The following is a 20,037-nucleotide window of genomic DNA, read 5'->3' as shown; positions in this document are numbered from 1 at the left end:
CCCCATGAGGACAACCACATGCCTGAGCCTGCTGGTGCTGGCCGGCAGCATCGCACTGCCCGCCGCGGCGCAGAAGACCACCGCCGAAGGCATCGCCGAGTACCGCGCGCTGCTGCAGGACGGCAACCCCGCCGAACTGTTCGAGGCCAAGGGCGAAGACCTCTGGAAACAGAAGCGCGGCCCCAAGGCCGCGTCGATGGAGAAGTGCGACCTCGGCAAGGGCCCGGGCGTGGTGAAGGGCGCGTTCGCCGAACTGCCGCGCTACTTTCCCGACACCGGTCGCGTGCAGGACATGGAGTCGCGCCTGCTCACCTGCATGGAAACCCTGCAGGGCTTCGACGCTGCCGCCATCGCCAAGACGCCGTTCGGCCAGGGCGAGCAGAAGAACCTCGAGGGGCTGGTGGCGTGGATCTCGGCCGAGTCGAAAGGCCTGCCGCTGAACCTGCCGCAGTCGCATGCGAGCGAACGCCGCGCGTACGAAGTGGGCAAGCGCCTGTTCTTCCTGCGTGCCGGCCCGCACGACTTTGCCTGCGCCACCTGCCACGGCGCCGACGGCAAGCGCATCCGTTTGCAGGACCTGCCCAACCTCACGAAGAACCCCGGCGCCGGTGAAGGCTTCGGCGCCTGGCCGGCGTACCGCGTGTCGTCGGGCGAGCTGTGGGGCATGCAGCGTCGATTGAACGACTGCTTCCGCCAGCAGCGCTTTCCGTACCCGGGCTACGCCAGCGACGTGACCGTGGCGCTGGCCGTGTACATGGGCGTCAACGGCAAGGGCGGCAAGACCACTGCGCCCGCCATCAAGCGCTGAAGGAGCCACGCCCATGAAATCAGATCACTTCCTCGGCCTGGCTGCTGTGGCCTGCGCGCTCACCGTGTTCGGCTGCGCGTCCGTCGACAGCGCCGCCGAGCTCGACAAGCTCACCGCCGACGCGCTGCAGCGCTCCTTCCGCGACCAGGGCATCGCCAAGGTCGACCGCCTCGTGCAAGACCCCGCCAACCTCGCGTGCAGCGAAGCCGAGGCCAGCGGCAAGCCGCTGGACGAGCAGCGCACCAAGGAGATCGAGGCCGCGAACATGAAGACCGTGCGCTGGCCTTCCGACGGCAAATTCGTCGGCGACTGGCGCGAGGGCGAGAAGATCGCGCAGAACGGCCGCGGCCTCACCTGGACCGACGCGGCCAATGCCGCCAACGGCGGCAATTGCTACAACTGCCACCAGATGTCGAAGGAAGAAATCTCCTTCGGCACGCTCGGCCCGAGCCTGTACCACTACGGAAAGCTGCGCGGCGTGAGCGACCCGGCCAGCGCTGCGTCCAAGCCCATCGTCGAATACACCTGGGGCAAGCTGTGGAACGCGCGCGCCTACAACGCCTGCTCGAACATGCCGCGCGTCGGCCATTCCGGCATCCTCAACGAGAAGCAGATCCGCGACGTGATGGGCTTGCTGCTCGACCCCCAGTCTCCCGTCAACCGCTGAACGCCCGGCTTCTTCCTTCATGAACCTTTCCAAGCGCGAGTTCGTCCAGATGCTCGGTGCCGGCGCTGTCGCCGGGCTGGGCCTGGGCCGCCACGGCAGCAGCATGGCCGCCGGCCTCGACGGCATGTACATCGTGCCGGCCTTCGGCAACGTGTCGATGCTGCACATGACCGACTGCCACGCGCAGCTCAAGCCCCTGTACTTCCGCGAACCGGGCGTCAACATCGGCGTGGGGAACATGCGCGGCAAGGTGCCGCACCTCGTGGGCGAGCATTTGCTGAAAGCCGCCGGCGTGAAGCCCGGCACGCGCATGGCGCATGCGCTCACCTACCTCGACTTCGACAAGGCCGCGCAGCGCTACGGCAAGGTCGGCGGCTTCGCGCACCTGGCCACGCTGGTCAAGCAGCTCAAGGCCAGCCGCCCCGGCGCGCTGCTGCTCGACGGCGGCGACACCTGGCAGGGCTCGGCCACGTCGCTGTGGACCGATGCGCAGGACATGGTCGACGCCTGCAAGCTGCTCGGCGTCGACGTGATGACCGGCCACTGGGAGTTCACCTACGGCATGGCGCGGGTGCAGCAGATCATCGAGAAAGACTTTGCCGGCAAGGTCGAGTTCGTCGCGCAGAACGTCAAGACCGCCGACTTCGGCGACCCGGTGTTCAAGCCCTATGTGATGCGCGAGATCAACGGCGTGCCCTGCGCCATCGTCGGCCAGGCCTTCCCCTACACGCCCATCGCCAATCCGCGCTACATGGTGGCCGACTGGACCTTCGGCATCCAGGACGACAACCTGCAGCGTGTGGTGAACGAGGCGCGCGGCAAGGGCGCGCAGGTGGTGGTGGTGCTGTCGCACAACGGCATGGACGTCGACCTGAAGATGGCCAGCCGCGTCACTGGCATCGACGCGATCCTGGGCGGCCACACGCACGACGGCACGCCCATGCCCACGCTGGTGAGCAACGCGGGCGGCAAGACCATCGTGGTCAACGGCGGCTCCAACGGCAAATTCCTCGGCGTGATCGACTTCGACGTCAAGGGCAAGAAGGTGAGCGACTTCCGCTACCGCCTGCTGCCCGTGTTCTCCGACCTCATTCCGGCCGACAAGGAGATGGACGCGCTCATCACCCGCGTGCGCGCGCCCTACGAAGCCAAGCTGGCCGAAACCCTCGCGCACACCGACGGCGCGCTGTACCGGCGCGGCAACTTCAACGGCACCGGCGACCAGCTGCTGCTCGACGCGCTCATGGAAGTGCAGGACGCGCCCATCGCCTTCTCGCCCGGTTTCCGCTGGGGCACCTCCCTGCTGCCCGGCCAGGCGATCACGCGCGAGTGGCTGATGGACATGACGGCCACCACGTACTCGTACGCGACGGTGACGCAGATGACCGGCGAGACGCTCAAGACCGTGCTCGAAGACGTGTGCGACAACCTCTTCAACCCCGACCCCTACTACCAGCAGGGCGGCGACATGGTGCGCGTGGGCGGGCTGCAGTACACCTGCGACCCGACCGCCGCCATGGGCCAGCGCATCCAGGACATGCGCCTGGGCGGCAAGCCCATCGACGCCAGCCGCAGCTACAAGGTCGCGGGCTGGGCGCCCGTGAGCGAAGAGGCGCGCACCGCCGGCAACAAGCCGGTGTGGGAGGTCATCGAGCCGTGGCTGAAGTCGCGCAAGGTGGTGACCACGCGCCGGCTCGACGAACCCGTGCTGAAGAACATCGCGCCGAACCCCGGCCTGGGCTGAATGGGCCCCCGCACGCGCGGGGTCGCTCCCTAGAATCGGGGCATGTCCATCGCGCAGCTTTCCCTTCTCACCACGCTCGCGCTCGTGGCGGCCTTCGTGCTGTCGGCGGTGTTCGGCGCCGTCGCGCGCGCCACGCGCTTTTGCACCATGGGCGCGATCAGCGACGTGGTGGCGCTGGGCGACTGGACCCGCGTGAAGCAGTGGGCCGCGGCCGGTGGCGTCGCGCTCATCGGCTTCTCGGCGCTTGTGTTCGCGGGGCTCGTCGATGCCGACCGCACGCTCTACGCCTCGCACCAGATCCTCTGGCTCGCCGCGCTCGTCGGCGGCCTGCTGTTCGGCGTGGGCATGGTGCTGTCCTCGGGCTGCGGCAACAAGACGCTGGTGCGCCTGGGCGGCGGCAGCCTCAAGGCGCTGGTGGTGCTGGTGCTCATGGGCGTGTCGGCCTTCGCCACGCTGAAGGGCATCACCGCGGTGCTGCGCGTCGCGACCGTCGATGCGGTGCACATCGACCTGGCGATGAACGCGTCGCTGCCCGATGTGCTGGCCGCGTCTTTCCAACTGAACGCATCGTCGCTGCGCCTCGCGCTCGGCCTGGTGCTCGGCGGCGCGCTGCTCGTGTGGGCCGCCTGGGGCCGCGAGACGCGCGATGTGCGCAGCCTCGTCGGCGGCATGCTGATCGGCGCGCTGGTCGTCGGTGCGTGGTGGCTCAGCGGCCACTGGGCGGTGGTCGAGGAGCATCCGCTCACGCTCGAGCACGTGTTCCTCGCCACGAACTCCGGCCGCGCCGAAGCGCTGAGCTTCGTCACGCCGGTGGCCTACGCGCTCGACTGGCTCATGTTCTACAGCGACGTCAACAAACGGCTCACGCTGGGCATCGTGTCGGTCGCCGGCGTGGTGGTGGGCGCCGCGCTGCATGCGCTGTGGTCGCGCGAATTCCGCTGGGAAGGCTTCGCCGGCACCGGCGACCTCGCGCACCACGCGACGGGTGCGGTGCTCATGGGCATCGGCGGCGTCACGGCCATGGGCTGCACCATCGGGCAGGGCCTGAGTGCGTTGTCGACGCTGAGCATCGCGAGCCTGCCGGCCATCGCGGGCATCGTGATCGGTGCGGTGGTAAGCCTGAAGTACCAAGCCTGGCAGCTCGAACGCACGCTCTGATTTTTCAGGGCATGCCTTGAAGCGAATCCTCACAATTTAGTTCGCTGCGCGGGGCGTTTTTCGCGCGTTCGCGACGATCGGGCGCGGTGGTGCTGGCTATCATTTTCCGCACCTGATGCCGCTGCGAACGATGGCCTTCATCGACGGGCGCGGCACCGAACAACCACAACCGAGGGAGAGCGCCATGACTGCGCACAACAACCGATCGGCGCGCACGCGCCTGTTTGCCTTGAGCCTTTGTTTCTGCGCCGTGCTCGCGGCCTGCAAGGAAGACAACAAGCCGACGCCGGCGGCGGCCTCGCCATCGCCGTCCGCATCGGGCAAGACCCAGCCCGCCAAGGACCCGGCCCGCGTGCAGGCCGCGGCCCGCACCAGCTACAGCCAGGGCTACAACCGGCTCATCGACGACAACCGCAGCGTGGGTGCCAAGTACAAGAGCTACGTGCAGATGAACGTGAACGGCAAGTCGCCGAGCGGGAACTCGTTCTATGGCAGCCCTTCCGATGTGCAGTCCATCGTGGACGACCTGAAGAAGGCCCGCGCCGACGGCTCGGGCGACGCGGCGCTCGACGCGGCCGTCGACGGCGTGGTGACCACGGGCGAGAAGCTCGTCGCCGTCTGGACGCCGATGGACCCGTACTACCGGTCCAAGAGCTTTCTCGAAGACAAGTGGGTCAAGGGCCGCGCGGCCGACGCCGACATGAACGCCGCCTTCAAGGGCCTGCTGGCCAGCATCGACAAGCTGGGCAGCGAGCTGGACCGCGTGCAGGAGGCGTCGCGCACCGAACGCATGGCCAAGCTCAAGGCCGAGGGCGACATGCTCAACTATCACACGCTGGCCTCGATGGCGGTGGCCAAGAAGTTCGTCAACGGCCTCGACCAGATCGACGGCCTGAAGAACAAGGACGCCGTTGCCAAGGTCGATGCGGCGGCCAGCGAGTTGCAGGCCTCGCTGGAAGAACTCTCCAAGGCGCTGGAAGAAGCCAAGGCCGCAGCCAAGGCCAAGGGGGAAGCAGGCAAGGCGCCCAACTACAACTACGAGTCGCTGCACGGCAGCCTGCTGAACATGATCGGCCAATGGCGCACGTTCAAGGACAGCAAGTTCCCGTCGACGTACAAGAACATCGTGAGCTACTACAACTCCGCCGTGGGTTCGTACAACCGCGGCTTCGGCCGCTGATCCGGGCCATGGGCACCGCGCGGGTTCTTTCGCGCGGCAGCGTCGCGGCCCTGGCGGTCGCGGCGCTTCTCGCGGCGGCAGGCTGTGGCAGCGCCCGCGAGACGCAGCAGATTCCCGTCTCCGCGTTCCGCAACTACGGCGCGTCGCCGCTGCAGCACACCTTCTACATCGGCTCCGACGCGCGCTTCCACCGCTTCCAATGGTCCAACGGCAAGCAGGGCGGCACCTGGCTGATCGCGCGCGCCGAGATGGACATCGTCAACGAGAAATCAATCGACGACCCGCGCGCCGCCAGTGCCGGTTACTTCCTCAGCCGGCGTGACGACGGGCGGTGGATGGCGCACTGAGCCTGTCGCTCGCCCGGAATCATCGGGGCATCACGTCCATGACCACCGGGTAGTAGATGTCATAGACAGGGCCTCCGTCCGGCGTGTAGCGGAACTGAACCTGTGCGCTGTAGCGTCCGGGCGGCAGGCATCGGTCGTTGTAGCAGGCCTGCACCTGCGTACTCCAGCTGTAGCTCTTCGTCGCGTACCTGGGCAAGCCCGCTTCGTTGTAGAAGTAGTCATAGAGCCACAGGTTCGGCCCTGGGTACATGCTGGTGTCCACGCCGGGCGGTGTGTTCATCACCATGCCCATGTAGCGCATCTTGTCGCTGGTGTTGCCCGGGAAGAAGACCGCGTTGTCCTGTGCGGGCGCCAAGGTGGGCGTCCCTTGCTTGACCACGAAGTGCGCCTCCGGTTTGGCCAGGACGTAGGGCGCGCTGGAGGGGTTGGTCAGCACGCTCACTTCGAGCAGCCTGGACAGTTTCTGCCCGTCCGAGGTGATGGCGCTCACGCTGAAGCTGGCCTTGTACGACGTGGCGCTCGGCAGCAGCGCCGGCAGCGAGACCACGAGGTTCGGCGAGCCGTCGCCTGCCTTCTCGACCTTGAAGGTATCGGTCGATCCGATCGCCGGCGCGACGGCCCATGAGGCGGCGCCCTCGGGCAGCGTGACCGGAACCGTCACAGGCGCCACGGCGGCGCCGAAGGGGGTGACGAAGTCGACGTTCTTGCTGCCCAGGACCAGTCCGGTCTTGACGGTGATCGCATACGGAATCTGCGGATTCTCGACCCGGATTTCCGACTGGCATGCCGTGTCCAGGCAGGCCTTGATCGTCATGTTGCCCTTGTAGGTCTTGGGGCCGTCGGGTGCCATCTTGCCGGTCATGTTCAGCGAAGCCGACTGTGCCGCGGCATTGATGGCGATGGCGGGCTTCTCTTCGAACAGCGGATCGGGCATCACGACAAGGAGGACCAGCACCTTGCCGCTCAGCAGATTCACATCGCCCGACAGCGTGCCCGACACCAGGACGCTCGGGACCATCTGCCCTTCGTAGACCGTCTTGTCGATGCTGGCCGGCTGGTTGATGCGGATGGACAGGCCATTGACATAGTTCACAGGGGGTGCGACGGGCGCGATGCCGATCGGAAAACCGCCACCACCGCCTCCTCCTCCACCACCTCCGCCGCCACAAGCGGCGATCACCAGGGACGCAAGGCCGGCCGCAGCCGCCTGAAAGACACGCTTCAGTTTCATCTCTTCCTCTCAGTGGATTGCACTTTTTTGCGGGCCCGATCGATCGCTCTTTGGGTCCGCACCCTCTTTGGTTTGCGCTGGCTTCCTGCGCTCTCGTTTTCAGAGATTGTTGTCGATTCCACCTGGCGGCGGCAAACAACCTGACAGGCATCACCGATCGCTCTGTCTTGGCAGACATGCACCCGACCCGATCGGCAGATAGCATGCGCGTTCATCCCCCAACCAACTTCGCCCCCGCATGACCCTCTCGACGAGAAACCTGAAGGCGCTTCCAGACATTCCGACGTTGAAGCGACTGACCCAGTCTCTTGCAATGCTCGACGCCATGCTCTCGCCGGAGTGGGAGTACCGGTACTACGCGTTCAACGCCGCGTGGTCGGATGAGGCGGCGATGGCATCGATGCGCAATGGTTCGGGCGATCATTGGTTTGCCATCTTCTGCCAGGCCGGCGCCGCGCTCCACGGGCTTGCGCACGAGGCTCCGGCATTCCGGCCGGGGACGCCATGGCCCGGAATCTTCGAACGACTGCCGGCGGAGTTCCGCGCCAACCTGCTGGAAGAGCCGGCGTTCACGACCAGCGACAGCACCTTCTGTCTCTGGCGCCTGAGCCATGAAGAACGCTGGACTTGCGGACCGGTCGAGCTTCCGCCGGGGGAGGATCCGGATGGCTCCGCCGAGCTGCTTGGCATCCTCGCCGGCCGGCCCGAGCAGTACGTCGAATTCGCGACCGACTACTACGAACGCGACCTCGACCTGGGCGATGTCGAGGCGATCTATCGACACCAACCGCTCAGCGACGCGCTCGTCCGGCGATTCAATCCCGACCTCGACATGGCGTCGCTCGGAAATGACATCGCCGAGATCGGGTATCCCCGGCAGGTGGACTGACAGGGCCGCGCCATCGGCAACAGCCTCGGCTGTTTGAATGGCCCCGGCTCCCTTGCTGGAGCTCGCCGAGGTATTCGACGCGACGCACCAGGCGGGCCTCATCCTCTGCGTTGCCCGCGTTTTTACGCTTTCTTTACGCCCCCCCACTCACTCTTTCCCCCGGTTTTACGCACGCCTGCCGAGACTCCTTTCATCTTGTTTGCAGGAGTGATGAATGGACATCGTCTGGATGGGCGCCTTGCTGGCGCTGTGGGTCGTGGTGGCGGCCATGGTCGTCGGGCTGAACCGGCTCGAAGGGCCCCAAAAGCCGCACGCGGGCGTTGAGACGACACGCACGCCGGGGGATGCATCGTGATCGGCCTCGAAGTCCTGTACGGCTTCGGCGCGCTGGTCGCCGTGGTCCTGTTCGCGTACCTGGTGTTCGCGCTGATCTGCGCCGAGGAGTTCTGACATGGAAACCTCGGCCTGGGTCTTGCTGGCCCTTTTTCTCGGCGCGCTGCTCGTGCTGGCCTGGCCGCTGGGCAAGCTGCTGGCCGCGCTGTGCGCCGAGCGCGTGCCGCGCTGGATGCAGCGCGTCGAAGCGCCGCTGTACCGCCTCGCGGGCACGCAGCCCGAGCAGTCGATGCACTGGCTGCGCTACGCGCTGGCGCTGCTCACGTTCAACGCCATCGGCGCGATCTTTCTCTATGCCTTGCAACGCCTGCAGGGCGGGCTGCCGTTCAACCCGGCCGGCATGGGCGCGGTGTCGCCCGACTCGGCCTTCAACACGGCGGTGAGCTTCGTCGCCAACACCAACTGGCAGGGCTACGCCGGCGAGTCGACCATGAGCTATCTCACGCAGATGCTCGGCCTGGCGGTGCAGAACTTCCTGTCCGCCGCCACCGGCATCGCGGTCGCCTTCGCACTGGTGCGCGGCTTCGCGCGCCGCGGTGACGGCAAGGGCCTGGTCGGCAACTTCTGGGCCGACGTGACGCGCGTCACGCTGTGGGTGCTGGTGCCGATCTCGTTCGTGCTCGCGCTGTGCCTGGCAGGGCAGGGCGTGATCCAGAACTTCGACGCCTACAAGAGCGTGCAGACGGTGGAAGCCACGGCCTTCCAGCAACCGAAGAACGGCCCCGACGGCCAGCCGCTGAAGGACGACAAGGGCGCCCCCGTGATGGAAGACGCCACCACACAGACGCAGACGCTCGCCATGGGCCCGGTCGCTTCGCAGGAAGCGATCAAGATGCTCGGCACCAACGGCGGCGGCTTCTTCAACGCCAACTCGGCGCACCCCTACGAGAACCCGACCGCGTTCAGCAACCTGTTGGAGATGCTGGCGATCTTCCTGATCCCCGCGGCGCTGTGCTTCGCCTTTGGCCGCGTGGTCGGCGACCTGCGCCAGGGCTGGGCCGTGCTCGCGGCGATGACGGTGCTGTTCGTGGTGGCCGTGCTGGCCGTCACGCCGGCCGAGCAGGCCGGCAACCCGCTGCTGGGCCCGCTGGGCGTGGACCAGATGGCCAGTGCACTGCAAAGCGGCGGCAACATGGAAGGCAAGGAAGTGCGCTTCGGCATCGACGCTTCGGCCCTCTTCGCCGCCGTGACCACCGCCGCCTCCTGCGGCGCGGTGAACGCCATGCACGACTCGCTCACGCCCCTGGGCGGCATGGTGCCGCTGGTGCTGATGCAGTTGGGCGAGGTCGTCTTTGGCGGCGTCGGCAGCGGCCTGTACGGCATGCTGGTGTTCGCCATGCTCGCGGTGTTCATCGCGGGCCTGATGATCGGACGCACGCCCGAGTACCTCGGCAAGAAGATCGAGGTGCGCGAGATGAAGCTGATCTCCATCGCCATCCTGGTCACGCCGGTGCTGGTGCTGGCGGGCACGGCGCTGGCGGTGAGCGCGGGTGCGGGCAAGGTCGGCATTGCCAACCCCGGCGCGCACGGCTTCTCCGAGGTGCTGTATGCGCTGACCTCGGCCGCCAACAACAACGGCAGCGCCTTCGCGGGCCTGTCGGCGAACACACCGTTCTACAACGGCCTGCTCGGCCTGGCGATGTGGCTCGGGCGCTTCGCGATGATCGTGCCGGTGCTCGCCATTGCCGGCGCGCTGGCCGCCAAGAAGCGCCTGCCCGTCACCAGCGGCACGCTGCCCACGCACGGCCCGCTGTTCGTCTTCCTGCTGATCGGCACCGTGCTGCTGGTCGGCCTGCTCAACTACGTGCCGGCACTGGCCCTCGGGCCGATCGTCGAACACCTCGTGCTCTGGAAATAAGAAGGAGCGCACCATGACTGCCAAAACCAAAACCTCTCTTTCGCTGTTCGACGCAGCGCTGGTCAAGCCCGCGCTCTGGGGCGCCTTCGCCAAGCTGAATCCGCGCACCCAGTGGCGCAACCCGGTGATGTTCATCGTCTACATCGGGAGCATCCTCACGACGCTGCTCTGGGTGCACGCGCTGAGCTTTCCGGGCGACACCGGCATGCAGCCCGCCTTCGTGCTGGCCGTGACCGTGTGGCTGTGGTTCACCGTGCTGTTCGCCAACTTCGCCGAAGCGCTGGCCGAAGGCCGCAGCAAGGCGCAGGCGGCCTCGCTGCGCGGCCTGCGCAAGGACACCTGGGCCAAGAAGCTGAAGGACCAGCAACAGCCGCACCACGGTGCGCCGTGGCTGCCCGAGCAGGCGCCCAACCTGCGCAAGGGCGACGTCGTGCTGGTCGAAGCCGGCGACGTGATCCCGCTCGACGGTGAAGTCATCGAAGGCGTGGCCTCGGTCGACGAGAGCGCCATCACCGGTGAATCGGCGCCCGTGGTGCGCGAATCGGGCGGCGACTTCTCGGCCGTCACCGGCGGCACCCGCGTGCTGTCCGACTGGCTGGTGGTGCGCATCTCGGTGAACCCGGGCGAGTCGTTCCTGGACCGCATGATCGGCATGGTCGAGGCGGCCAAGCGCCACAAGACGCCGAACGAGATCGCGCTGACCATCCTGCTGGTGGCGCTGACGATCGTGTTCCTCATGGTCACCGTCACGCTGCTGCCGTTCTCGGTGTTCAGCGTGACGGCGGCGGGCGCGGGCACCGTGGTGTCGCTCACCGCGCTGGTCGCGCTGCTCGTGTGCCTGATCCCGACCACCATCGGCGGCCTGCTCTCGGCCGTGGGCGTGGCCGGCATGAGCCGCATGATGCAGGCCAACGTGATCGCCACCTCGGGCCGCGCGGTGGAAGCGGCCGGCGACGTCGACGTGCTGCTGCTCGACAAGACCGGCACCATCACGCACGGCAACCGCCAGGCCAGCGCCTTCCTGCCCGCGCCCGGCGTGCCCAAGGGCCGCCTCGCGCGCGCCGCCATGCTCGCCTCGCTGGCCGACGAAACGCCCGAGGGCCGCAGCATCGTCGAGCTGGCACGCCGCGACGGCCTCGAAGCGGCGTCGGTCGAAGGCGCGCGCTTCGTGCCCTTCACCGCGCAGACCCGCATGAGCGGCGTCGACCTGCCGGCCGCGCCGAACAGCCTGGACGTCGACGCCATCGTGCTGCGCAAGGGCGCGGTCGACGCGGTGCGCCGCCATGTCGAATCGCTGGGCGGCAGCGTGCCGGCCGAGATGCTGCGCGCCGCCGAAGAAACGGCACGCCGCGGCAGCACGCCGCTGGCCGTGGCCGAAGGCAACCGCGTGCTTGGCGTGGTCGAGCTCAAGGACATCGTCAAGACCGGCATTCGCGACCGCTTTGCCGAGCTGCGCCGCATGGGCATCAAGACCGTGATGATCACGGGCGACAACAAGCTCACGGCCGCCGCCATCGCGGCCGAGGCCGGCGTGGACGACTTCCTGGCCGAGGCCACGCCCGAAGACAAGCTCGCGCTGATCCGCAAGTACCAGGCCGAAGGCCGTCTGGTCGCGATGACCGGCGACGGCACCAACGACGCCCCCGCGCTCGCGCAGGCCGACGTGGCCGTGGCCATGGGCAGCGGCACGCAGGCCGCGAAGGAGGCCGGCAACATGGTCGACCTCGACTCCAACCCGACCAAGCTGCTCGAGGTGGTGGAGACCGGCAAGGCGCTGCTCATGACGCGCGGCTCGCTCACCACCTTCTCGATCGCGAACGACGTGGCGAAGTACTTCGCGATCATTCCGGCGATCTTCGTGTCGACCTACCCGCAGCTCGGTGCGCTCAACGTGATGCGCCTGGCCAGCCCGTCGTCGGCCATCTTGTCGGCGGTGATCTTCAACGCGCTCGTCATCGTGTTCCTGATTCCGCTCGCGCTCAAGGGCGTGCGCTACCGGCCGGTGGGCGCCGCCGCGCTGCTGCGTCGCAACCTCGCCATCTACGGCCTGGGCGGGTTGCTCGTTCCCTTCATCGGCATCAAGTTGATCGACTGGCTGCTGGTTGCAGTCCATCTGGTCTGAGGAGTTCTTCACCATGAAAAACAACAACAGCAGCATCGTTCGCCCCGCGCTCGTGCTCTTCGCACTGCTGAGCGCATTCACCGGCCTGCTCTACCCGGCGGCCGTCACCGGCGCCGCGCAGGCGCTGTTCCCCGCGCAGGCGGCGGGCAGCCTGGTGATGCGCGACGGCAAGCCCGTCGGCTCCGCGCTCATCGGCCAGAACTTCAGCGACCCGAAGCACTTCTGGGGCCGCCCGTCGGCCACCGCGCCGCAGCCCTACAACGCGAGCGCCTCGGGCGGCTCCAACCAGGGCCCGCTGAACCCCGCGCTGGCCGATGCAGTGAAGGCGCGCGTCGAAGCGCTGCGCGCGGCCGACCCGGGCAACACCGCGCCGGTGCCGGTGGACCTCGTCACGGCCTCGGCCAGCGGGCTCGACCCCGACATCAGCCCCGCCGCCGCCCACTACCAGGCCGCCCGCGTGGCGCGCGAACGCGGCGTGCCGATCGATCAGGTGAACGCGTTGATCGCGAAGAACACCCAGTCGCCGTTGTGGGGCGTGCTGGGCGAATCGCGTGTCAACGTGCTGGCGCTGAACCTGGCGCTCGATGCTTCTTCGACGGTGCGTTGAGGAGAAAACAACCATGGCCTATGCCGCCTACCGTGAACATCCTGTCGCCGTCGTGCGAAGTCCGATCGCGCCGCGCACGACGCAGTTCCATGTGCTCGACGTCACCGTCTGCTGCGCCGACGCGCTGCGCGTGCGCCGCAGCATCGCCGCCTGCGCCGAGGCCGGCGTGGTGCGCTGCGAGCCGCTGCTGCATGCCTGCAGCTCGCAGGAAAGCGACGCGCCCTGCGTGCGGCTGATGATCCGCTTTCCGACCGCGCGCTATGCCGAGGTGCTGCACCGCCTCATCGAATGCGTGCCTTCGGGTGAGATCGGCCGGCTCATGAGCTGGCGCGATCACCTCGCGCGCTGCGGCCTGCGCCATGGTCACTGACCTGTTGCACGCGCTGCTGGCCATGGCGGCGCTGTTCGTGCCGCTGGGCTTCGCCTGGTGGGTGCTGTCGCGCACCGCACGCCGGCATGAACGGCGGCGCAAGAACGGGCCGATGCGCTAATCTGCACTCCCCCATGCCCGAGACCCGCCCCGACCCCGACGCCCTGCTCGCGCAACTGCGCAGCGACGAGGCGCGCGCGCTGCGCGGCAAGCTGCGCATCTACTTCGGCGCCAGCGCCGGCGTGGGCAAGACCTGGGCCATGCTCAGCGCCGCCCGGCGCGAGCGCGAGGCCGGGCGCGACGTGCTCATCGGCGTGGTCGAAACGCACGGCCGCAGCGAGACCGCCGCACTGCTCGCGGGGCTCGACACGCTGCCGCTGCGCGAGGTGCCTTACCGCGGCCGCACGCTCGCCGAGTTCGACCTCGACGCCGCCCTGGCGCGCAGGCCCGCGGTGCTGCTGGTCGACGAACTCGCCCACACCAACGCGCCGGGTTCGCGCCACGCCAAGCGCTGGCAGGACGTGCAGGAGCTGCTGGCCGCCGGCATCGAGGTGTGGTCGGCACTCAACGTGCAGCACCTGGAAAGCCTCAACGGCACCGTCGGCGCCATCACCGGCGTGCGCGTGCACGAGACCGTGCCCGACACCGTGCTCGACGAGGCCGACGAGGTGGTGCTGGTCGACGTCACGCCCGACGAACTCACGGCGCGGCTCGCGGCCGGCAAGGTCTACCTGCCGCAACAGGCCGAGCGCGCCGCACAGAATTTCTTCCGCAAGGGCAACCTGATCGCGCTGCGCGAGATCGCCCTGCGCCGCACCGCGGAGCATGTCGAGGACGACGTGCGCGGCTGGCGCGTCGAACAGTCGGGCCCCGGCGGCAACGGGCAGGGCGGCGCGGCGCTGCAGGCCTGGAACACCTCGGGCGCGATCCTGGCCTGCGTCGGCCCGCACGAGGGCGCGGCGCAGACCGTGCGCACCGCCGCGCGGCTCGCGGGCCAGCTCAACGTGCGCTGGCATGCCGCGTACGTCGAGACGCCACGGCTGCAGCGCCTCGATGCCGCTCAGCGCGATCGCATCCTCGCCGTGCTCAAGCTGGCGGAAGAGCTGGGCGCGGCCACGGCCGTGCTCACCGGCGCCGACGTGGCCGAGCAACTGTCCGAGCAGGCGCGGCGCCTGAACTGCGCGACGCTGGTCATCGGGCGCGCGGAGTCCGTGCGCGGCTGGCGGCGCTGGTGGGGTGCGTCTGCGGTGCCGCTGGCGCGCGCGCTGGCGCAGCGGGCACCGGCGCTCGACATCCTCGAAGTGGGCCGCGCCGACAGCGCGCGCCGCCTGTCGCAGGCGACGCTGGTTGCCACGCAGGCCGACGACGACGATGAGCGCGCGCAGTCGCGCTGGCCCGGCTACGCCTGGGCCGCGGCCACCAGCATCGCGCTCACGCTGCTGTGCACGCCGCTCACGGGCGTGCTGGAGCTGTCCAACATCGTCATGCTGTTCCTGCTCGGCGTGGTGGGCGTGGCGATGCGCTTCGGGCGCGGGCCGTCGGCGCTCGCGGCCATGCTCAACGTGGCGGCCTTCGACTACTTCTTCGTCGCGCCGCGCCTGTCCTTCGCGGTCAGCGACGTGCAGTACCTGCTGACCTTCGCCGTGATGCTCGGCGTGGGCCTGCTGGTGGGCCAGCTCACGGCCGGGCTGCGCTTCGCGGCCGGCGTGTCGACCAGCCGCGAGCGCCGCGCGCGTTCGCTGTTCGAGCTCACGCGCGAACTCTCGGCCGCGCTCGAAAGCACCCAGGTCGTCGCGCTCGGCGCCGCCGCCGTGCAGGCCCATTTCGGCGGCCATGCGCGCGTGCTGGTCACCGACGCGGCCGACCAGCTCGTGCCCCCCGCCGACCCGCCGCCCGGCTTCGACGCGCAGGTGGCCGACTGGGCCTTCCGCCACGGCCAGCCCGCCGGCCTCGCCACCGCCACGCTCGCCGCCCAGCCCTGGCACTACGTGCCGCTGCGCGCGCCCATGCGCGTGCGCGGCGTGCTCGCGCTGTGCCCGGCCCGGCCGCGCTGGCTGCTGATTCCCGAGCAGGCGCAGCAACTGGACACCCTCGCGCGCCAGATCGCCATCGCGCTGGAGCGTGTGCACTACGTCGAAGTCGCGCAGCGCGCCGTGGTCGAGATGGAATCGGAGCGCCTGCGCAACGCGCTGCTCGGTGCCATCTCGCACGACGTGCGCACGCCGCTCACCGCGCTCATTGCGCTGGCCGAATCGCTGCAGACCCTGCCGCCCGAAGAGCACGGCGAGGCCGCGCGCGCCATCGTCACGCAGGCGCATGCGCTGCATGCGCTTGTCAGCAACCTGCTTGACATGGCGCGCCTCGAAAGCGGCGTGGCCGGCGGCGCGGTCAACCTGCGGCGCGACTGGCAGTCGGTCGAAGAGGTGGTGGGCGCCGCCATCCGCGCCGCCCGCCCCGCGCTGCGCGGCATGACCGTGCAGACCGCGTGGGACCCGGAGCTGCCGCTGGTCGAGTTCGACGCCGTGCTGATCGAGCGCGTGCTCGTCAACCTGCTGGAGAACGCCGCCAAGTACGGCGCCGCACCCATCGAGGTCGGCGCGCGCGCCGAGCCCGCCGCGCTGGTTCTCACCGTGCGCGACCACGGCCCCGGCCTGCCCGCCGCGCTGCACGGCCGCGAGCAGACCCTGTTCGACAAGTTCACGCGCGGCGAGGCCGAATCCGCCACGCCCGGCGTCGGCCTCGGCCTGGCCATCTGCCGCGCCGTGGTGAGCGCGCACGGCGGCGAGATCAGCGCGGCGAACGCGCGCGACGGCGGTGCAGAATTCACCGTCACCTTGCCGCGCCGCGAGCCACCCGAACCCGCTGAAGCCCCGCTCTGAAATCCGCCATGCCATCCCCCACCGCCATCGTGATCGAAGACGAGCCGCAGATCCGCCGCTTCGTGCGCGGCGCGCTCGAGGCCGAAGGCTGGCAGGTGCACGAGGCCGGCACCCTGCGCGACGGCCTGGCGGCCGCCGGCACGCGCCAACCCGACCTGCTGGTGCTCGACCTGGGCCTGCCTGACGGCGACGGCGTGTCGCTGATTCGCGATGTGCGCGGCTGGTCGCAGGTGCCGATCATCGTGCTCTCGGCCCGCACCGACGAAGCCGACAAGATCGCCGCGCTCGACGCCGGTGCCGACGACTACCTCACCAAGCCTTTCGGCACCGGCGAACTGCTCGCCCGCGTGCGCGCCAACCTGCGCCGGCCACGCGCCGCCGGTGGCAACGGCGACGAGCCGGCCGCCGAGGCCGTGTTCCGCTTCGGCGAGATCGAACTGGACCGCGCCGCACGCATCGTGCGCCGCGCCGGCGCCGAGGTGCACCTCACGCCGACCGAGTACCGCCTGCTGTCGGTGCTGGTGGCCAACGCCGGCCGCGTGCTGACGCAGCGGCAACTGCTGCGCGAGGTGTGGGGCCCGTCGCACACGGACCAGAGCCACTACCTGCGCATCTACATGGGCCATCTGCGGCAGAAGCTGGAGGCCGATCCGGCGCAGCCGAAGCATCTGTTGACGGAGACGGCGGTGGGGTACCGGCTGGTCGTCTAGGCATGGCCGGCGAGTGCCGGCCTCCCGTCAGCGCTTCAGGCCGAGCAGTTCGCGCGCCACGACCCAGCGGTGCACTTCGCTCGGACCTTCGTAGATCCGCATCAGGCGCGCTTCGTTGGCCATCTGATGCAGTGGCATTTCCTTGGTCATGCCCATGGCGCCGAACATCTGCATCGCGTGGTCGATCACTTTCCCCGCCATCTCGGTGGCGAACACCTTGACCATGGAGACCTGGCTGCGCGCCTCGTCGCCACGATCGATGCGCGCGGCTGCTTCGTAGGTCATGAGTCGACAGGCGTGAATGCGCGTGGCCGCGTCGGCAATCCACCATTGCACCGTCTGGCGTTCGGCGAGCGAGGCGCCGAAGGTGCTGCGCTGCGGTGCGTACTCGCACATCATGTCGAGCGCGCGCTGGGCGCGGCCGACGCACCACGCGGCCATCTGCAGGCGCCGGCTCGACAGGCGCGCCTGCATCGGCGCGAACCCCTGGCCTTCCTGGCCGAGCAGGCGTGCATGCGGCACGCGACAGTCTTCGAGTAGCACCTCGTAGGTCGAGACGCCGCCGATCATGGGGATGCGACGCTCGACACGAAAGCCCGGGGTCTGGCGGTCGACGATGAACGCCGAGATGCCCGGACGGCCCGGCTTGGTCTTGTCCGTGACGGCCATGACGATGGTCCAGTCCGCGCGTGCGGCGCGGCTGATCCAGATCTTGCGGCCATTGAGAACCCAGTCGTCGCCGTCGCGCACGGCGCGCGTCGACATCGCCGAAGGGTCGGCGCCCGCGCCGGGCTCCGAAATGGCGATGGCCGAAACCGTCTCTCCGCGTGCGTAAGGGGCCAGGTAGGCGGCGCGCTGCGCGTCGTTGGCGGCGGTCAGCAGCATCCGCAGGTTGGGCGAGTCGGGGGGTAGCTCGTAGGGCGTGATGGTCTTGCCGAATTCCTCGTTCACCCCGACCATCGCCACCACCGGCAGGTCGAGGCCCTCCATTTCGGCGGGCGCATCGAGGCCCCACAGGCCACGGGCCTTCGACACGGTGTCCAGCCGCGCGTGCTCATCGGCCGAGAGCTCCCAGGGTTCACCGGCAGCCTCCCGTTTCAGCAGGGCCGGTTCCAGCGGCAGCAGGTCTTCGCGCACGAAGCTGGCGACGAGCTCCTTGAGCGTCTGGTATTCGGGGTCGAGTTCGAAATTCATTCAGGTACTCCGTCGTTGTCTGTGCAAAGCTGATCGAGTGGTCGCTCAGCGACCTGTGAAGCGCGGTGTGCGGCGCTCGGCCATGGCCTTGACGCCTTCACGGAAGTCTTCGCTCAGGAATTGCACCTGTTGCTCGGCCAGCTCCCGTTGGTTGATTGCGCGCACGTCGTGCGCGCAGCCGGCGCGCAAGGTGGCGCGCGTGCTCTGTACCGCGAGCGGCGCCGACCCGGCGATCTCCTGGGCGAGCGCCTGGGCGCGGGCCAGCACCTCGTCGGCCGTCACCAGCTCGTCGACCAAGCCGATGGCCAGCGCTTCGGTGCCGTCGATGCGGCGGCCCGTGTAGAACAGCATCGAGGCCTGCTGCATGCCGATCAGGCGAGGCAATGTGTGGCTCAGACCGAAGCCGGGGTGAAAGCCCAGCCGGTTGAAGTTGACGCTGAACCGCGCCTGCGCACAGCTCACGCGAAAGTCGGCCACCAGCGCAAGCCCGACGCCCGCGCCCACCGCTGCGCCTTGCACCGCTGCGACCAGCGGCTTTCGGGCGTCGAAGAGCCGCATGGCGTGGGTGTAGAAGTCGGCGGGGTCGACGGCCTGGCCGCCCGAGGGAACGCCCGAGAAGTCGGCGCCGGCACAGAACGACTTGCCTTCGGCCGCGAGCACGATGGCGCGGCAGTCCGCATCGTCGTCGAGCGCGGCCAGGCGATCGGCCAGGTCGCGCATCGTGGTGGCGTCGACGAAGTTGTGAGGGCCGCGCCGCAGGGTCAGCGTGACGACATGGGCGTCGCGGCTTTGGGAAATGGAGGGCGAATCGGTCATTGGAGTTCGATCCTTGCGGCCGCCGCGATGCGCTTCCAGACGGCGATCTGTTCGCGCTGGAAGTCGCGCAGCTCGTCCTGGCCGCCTTTCATCGTGATCACGTTCTGCCTGGCGTAGAACTCTCGCGTCTCGGGCATGGCGAGGATCTTCACGAACATGTCCGACAGCTTGTCGACCACCGGCTTGGGCGTGTTGGCCGCCACGGCGACGCCCGTCCACGTGTCGGCGCTGAAGCCGCCGATGCCCTGTTCCTGCGCGGTGGGCACATCGGGCAGGCCGGCAAGGCGCTGGTCGGCCGCAATGGCGAGTGCGCGGATCTTGCCGCCGCGCAGCAACTCCATGGTGGCGGTGATGTCGGAAAAGCCCAGATCGGTCTGCCCGGAGAGCGTGGCGTTGACTGCATCGGGCGCGCCCTTGTAGGGCACGTTGAGCAGCTGGATGCCGGCCTTGTCGGCGAACAGTTCGCCCATGAGCTGGTAGGCGGCCGACCCCGATGCATAGGTGCGCTGCCCGGGCTTGGCGCGCGCCGCATCGATCAGGTCCTTGAGTGTCTTGTAGGGCGAGTTGGCCGGCACGATGAGCACGATGGGCGAGCGCATGAGGGTCGAGACCGGGGCCAGGTCCTTCACCGGGTCGTACGGCAGTTGCTTGAACAGCGCCACGTTGGTGGCCAGCGTCGAATTGCTGCCCATCAGCAGGGTGTAGCCGTCGGCAGGCGCGGAGGTCACGGCCTTCACGGCGATGAAGCCGTTGGCGCCCGCGCGGTTCTCGACAATCACCGGCTGTCCTGCCAGCTCGCTCAGCTTTCGTGCGAAGAAGCGTGCGCCGACGTCGGTGCCGGAGCCGGGCGGAAAAGGCACGACGAAATGGATCGGCTTGGACGGATAGGTCGCGGCGGCCTGTTGTGGCTGGGCCTGCGCGAACGGTGCCGCGGCGGATGCCAGCGCGGCCGTGAACGCCGCGGCGCGCAGCATCTTCGACAAAGGGTTCATGAACGTGTCTCCTGTGGTGGAGGCCGGATTCTATGAAGTTACTTGTTGATCGACAAGCAAGTTGATAAGATG

General features: G+C 68.7%; 20 protein-coding genes. 16 read left to right on the top strand and 4 right to left on the bottom strand.

Annotated elements, in window-relative coordinates:
• Positions 1–4 precede the first annotated feature (4 nt).
• From soxA to ACAM42_RS31820, 6 genes are all read left to right on the top strand, one after another.
• Complete coding sequence (gene soxA, locus ACAM42_RS31845; RefSeq protein WP_062473848.1) at positions 5–808, top strand: sulfur oxidation c-type cytochrome SoxA; 804 nt, start codon at positions 5–7, stop codon at positions 806–808.
• Positions 809–821: 13 nt separating this feature from the next.
• Positions 822–1,475: a sulfur oxidation c-type cytochrome SoxX gene (gene soxX, locus ACAM42_RS31840; protein ID WP_159279565.1), complete on the top strand. Its 654-nt coding sequence runs from the start codon at positions 822–824 to the stop codon at positions 1,473–1,475.
• Between the two features lie 19 nt (positions 1,476–1,494).
• Positions 1,495–3,219 carry a thiosulfohydrolase SoxB gene (soxB, locus tag ACAM42_RS31835; RefSeq protein WP_369630535.1) on the top strand — a complete coding sequence of 575 codons (1,725 nt, stop codon included), beginning with the start codon at positions 1,495–1,497 and terminating at the stop codon, positions 3,217–3,219.
• Positions 3,220–3,261: 42 nt separating this feature from the next.
• Entirely contained in the window at positions 3,262–4,377 is a 1,116-nt protein-coding gene (locus ACAM42_RS31830; protein ID WP_369630534.1) for a YeeE/YedE family protein, read from the top strand.
• A 184-nt stretch (positions 4,378–4,561) separates the two neighbouring features.
• The gene (locus ACAM42_RS31825; RefSeq protein WP_369630533.1) at positions 4,562–5,557 is read left to right on the top strand and encodes a DUF3829 domain-containing protein; all 996 of its coding nucleotides are present in this window, start codon (positions 4,562–4,564) and stop codon (positions 5,555–5,557) included.
• An 8-nt stretch (positions 5,558–5,565) separates the two neighbouring features.
• Positions 5,566–5,904, top strand: coding sequence for a hypothetical protein (locus ACAM42_RS31820; RefSeq protein ID WP_369630532.1), 339 nt, complete (start codon positions 5,566–5,568; stop codon positions 5,902–5,904).
• 19 nt (positions 5,905–5,923) lie between these two features.
• On the opposite strand, the gene ACAM42_RS31815 is transcribed toward ACAM42_RS31820, so the two are convergent.
• The gene (locus ACAM42_RS31815; RefSeq protein ID WP_369630531.1) at positions 5,924–7,135 is read right to left on the bottom strand and encodes a hypothetical protein; all 1,212 of its coding nucleotides are present in this window, start codon (positions 7,133–7,135) and stop codon (positions 5,924–5,926) included.
• Positions 7,136–7,373: 238 nt separating this feature from the next.
• Here ACAM42_RS31815 and ACAM42_RS31810 point away from each other — a divergent pair, with 238 nt between their 5' ends.
• The 10 genes from ACAM42_RS31810 (at position 7,374) to kdpE (ending at position 16,963) form a co-directional block, all read left to right on the top strand.
• Positions 7,374–8,024 carry a hypothetical protein gene (locus ACAM42_RS31810; protein WP_369630530.1) on the top strand — a complete coding sequence of 217 codons (651 nt, stop codon included), beginning with the start codon at positions 7,374–7,376 and terminating at the stop codon, positions 8,022–8,024.
• A gap of 214 nt (positions 8,025–8,238) precedes the next feature.
• Entirely contained in the window at positions 8,239–8,379 is a 141-nt protein-coding gene (locus ACAM42_RS31805; RefSeq protein WP_169805043.1) for a hypothetical protein, read from the top strand.
• Positions 8,376–8,474 (top strand): K(+)-transporting ATPase subunit F, encoded by a 99-nt coding sequence (gene kdpF, locus ACAM42_RS31800; protein WP_056576794.1) that lies wholly within the window; start codon positions 8,376–8,378, stop codon positions 8,472–8,474. The genes ACAM42_RS31805 and kdpF overlap by 4 nt, the downstream gene beginning before the upstream one ends.
• A 1-nt stretch (position 8,475) precedes the next feature.
• Positions 8,476–10,275 carry a potassium-transporting ATPase subunit KdpA gene (gene kdpA / locus ACAM42_RS31795; RefSeq protein ID WP_369630529.1) on the top strand — a complete coding sequence of 600 codons (1,800 nt, stop codon included), beginning with the start codon at positions 8,476–8,478 and terminating at the stop codon, positions 10,273–10,275.
• Positions 10,276–10,288: 13 nt separating this feature from the next.
• Positions 10,289–12,397 carry a potassium-transporting ATPase subunit KdpB gene (kdpB, locus tag ACAM42_RS31790; RefSeq protein ID WP_369630528.1) on the top strand — a complete coding sequence of 703 codons (2,109 nt, stop codon included), beginning with the start codon at positions 10,289–10,291 and terminating at the stop codon, positions 12,395–12,397.
• Between the two features lie 13 nt (positions 12,398–12,410).
• On the top strand, positions 12,411–13,004 hold the full coding sequence (gene kdpC / locus ACAM42_RS31785) for a potassium-transporting ATPase subunit KdpC (protein ID WP_369630527.1): 594 nt from the start codon (positions 12,411–12,413) through the stop codon (positions 13,002–13,004).
• Positions 13,005–13,017: 13 nt separating this feature from the next.
• Complete coding sequence (locus ACAM42_RS31780) at positions 13,018–13,374, top strand: hypothetical protein (RefSeq protein WP_062473825.1); 357 nt, start codon at positions 13,018–13,020, stop codon at positions 13,372–13,374.
• Positions 13,364–13,495: a hypothetical protein gene (locus ACAM42_RS31775; RefSeq protein WP_255221096.1), complete on the top strand. Its 132-nt coding sequence runs from the start codon at positions 13,364–13,366 to the stop codon at positions 13,493–13,495. Before ACAM42_RS31780 ends, ACAM42_RS31775 begins: the two co-directional genes overlap by 11 nt.
• A 13-nt stretch (positions 13,496–13,508) precedes the next feature.
• Complete coding sequence (locus ACAM42_RS31770) at positions 13,509–16,253, top strand: DUF4118 domain-containing protein (protein WP_369630526.1); 2,745 nt, start codon at positions 13,509–13,511, stop codon at positions 16,251–16,253.
• 8 nt (positions 16,254–16,261) lie between these two features.
• The gene (gene kdpE, locus ACAM42_RS31765) at positions 16,262–16,963 is read left to right on the top strand and encodes a two-component system response regulator KdpE (protein ID WP_062480698.1); all 702 of its coding nucleotides are present in this window, start codon (positions 16,262–16,264) and stop codon (positions 16,961–16,963) included.
• Positions 16,964–16,990: 27 nt separating this feature from the next.
• Here the strand turns inward: kdpE and ACAM42_RS31760 are convergent, their stop codons facing one another.
• Genes ACAM42_RS31760 through ACAM42_RS31750 form a run of 3 tightly spaced genes read right to left on the bottom strand, consistent with a single transcriptional unit; the run spans position 16,991 to position 19,965 of the window.
• Positions 16,991–18,157, bottom strand: coding sequence for an acyl-CoA dehydrogenase family protein (locus ACAM42_RS31760; RefSeq protein WP_369630525.1), 1,167 nt, complete (start codon positions 18,155–18,157; stop codon positions 16,991–16,993).
• A gap of 45 nt (positions 18,158–18,202) precedes the next feature.
• Positions 18,203–18,973 (bottom strand): enoyl-CoA hydratase/isomerase family protein, encoded by a 771-nt coding sequence (locus tag ACAM42_RS31755; protein ID WP_369630524.1) that lies wholly within the window; start codon positions 18,971–18,973, stop codon positions 18,203–18,205.
• The gene (locus ACAM42_RS31750) at positions 18,970–19,965 is read right to left on the bottom strand and encodes a Bug family tripartite tricarboxylate transporter substrate binding protein (RefSeq protein ID WP_369630523.1); all 996 of its coding nucleotides are present in this window, start codon (positions 19,963–19,965) and stop codon (positions 18,970–18,972) included. The genes ACAM42_RS31755 and ACAM42_RS31750 overlap by 4 nt, the downstream gene beginning before the upstream one ends.
• Positions 19,966–20,037: the final 72 nt, after the last annotated feature.

It is taken from the genome of Variovorax sp. V35, assembly GCF_041154465.1.
Lineage (GTDB): Bacteria > Pseudomonadota > Gammaproteobacteria > Burkholderiales > Burkholderiaceae_C > Variovorax > Variovorax boronicumulans.
The sequence above is the reverse complement of the archived record's forward strand: the minus strand, read 5'-3'. Positions and strand labels throughout refer to the sequence as shown.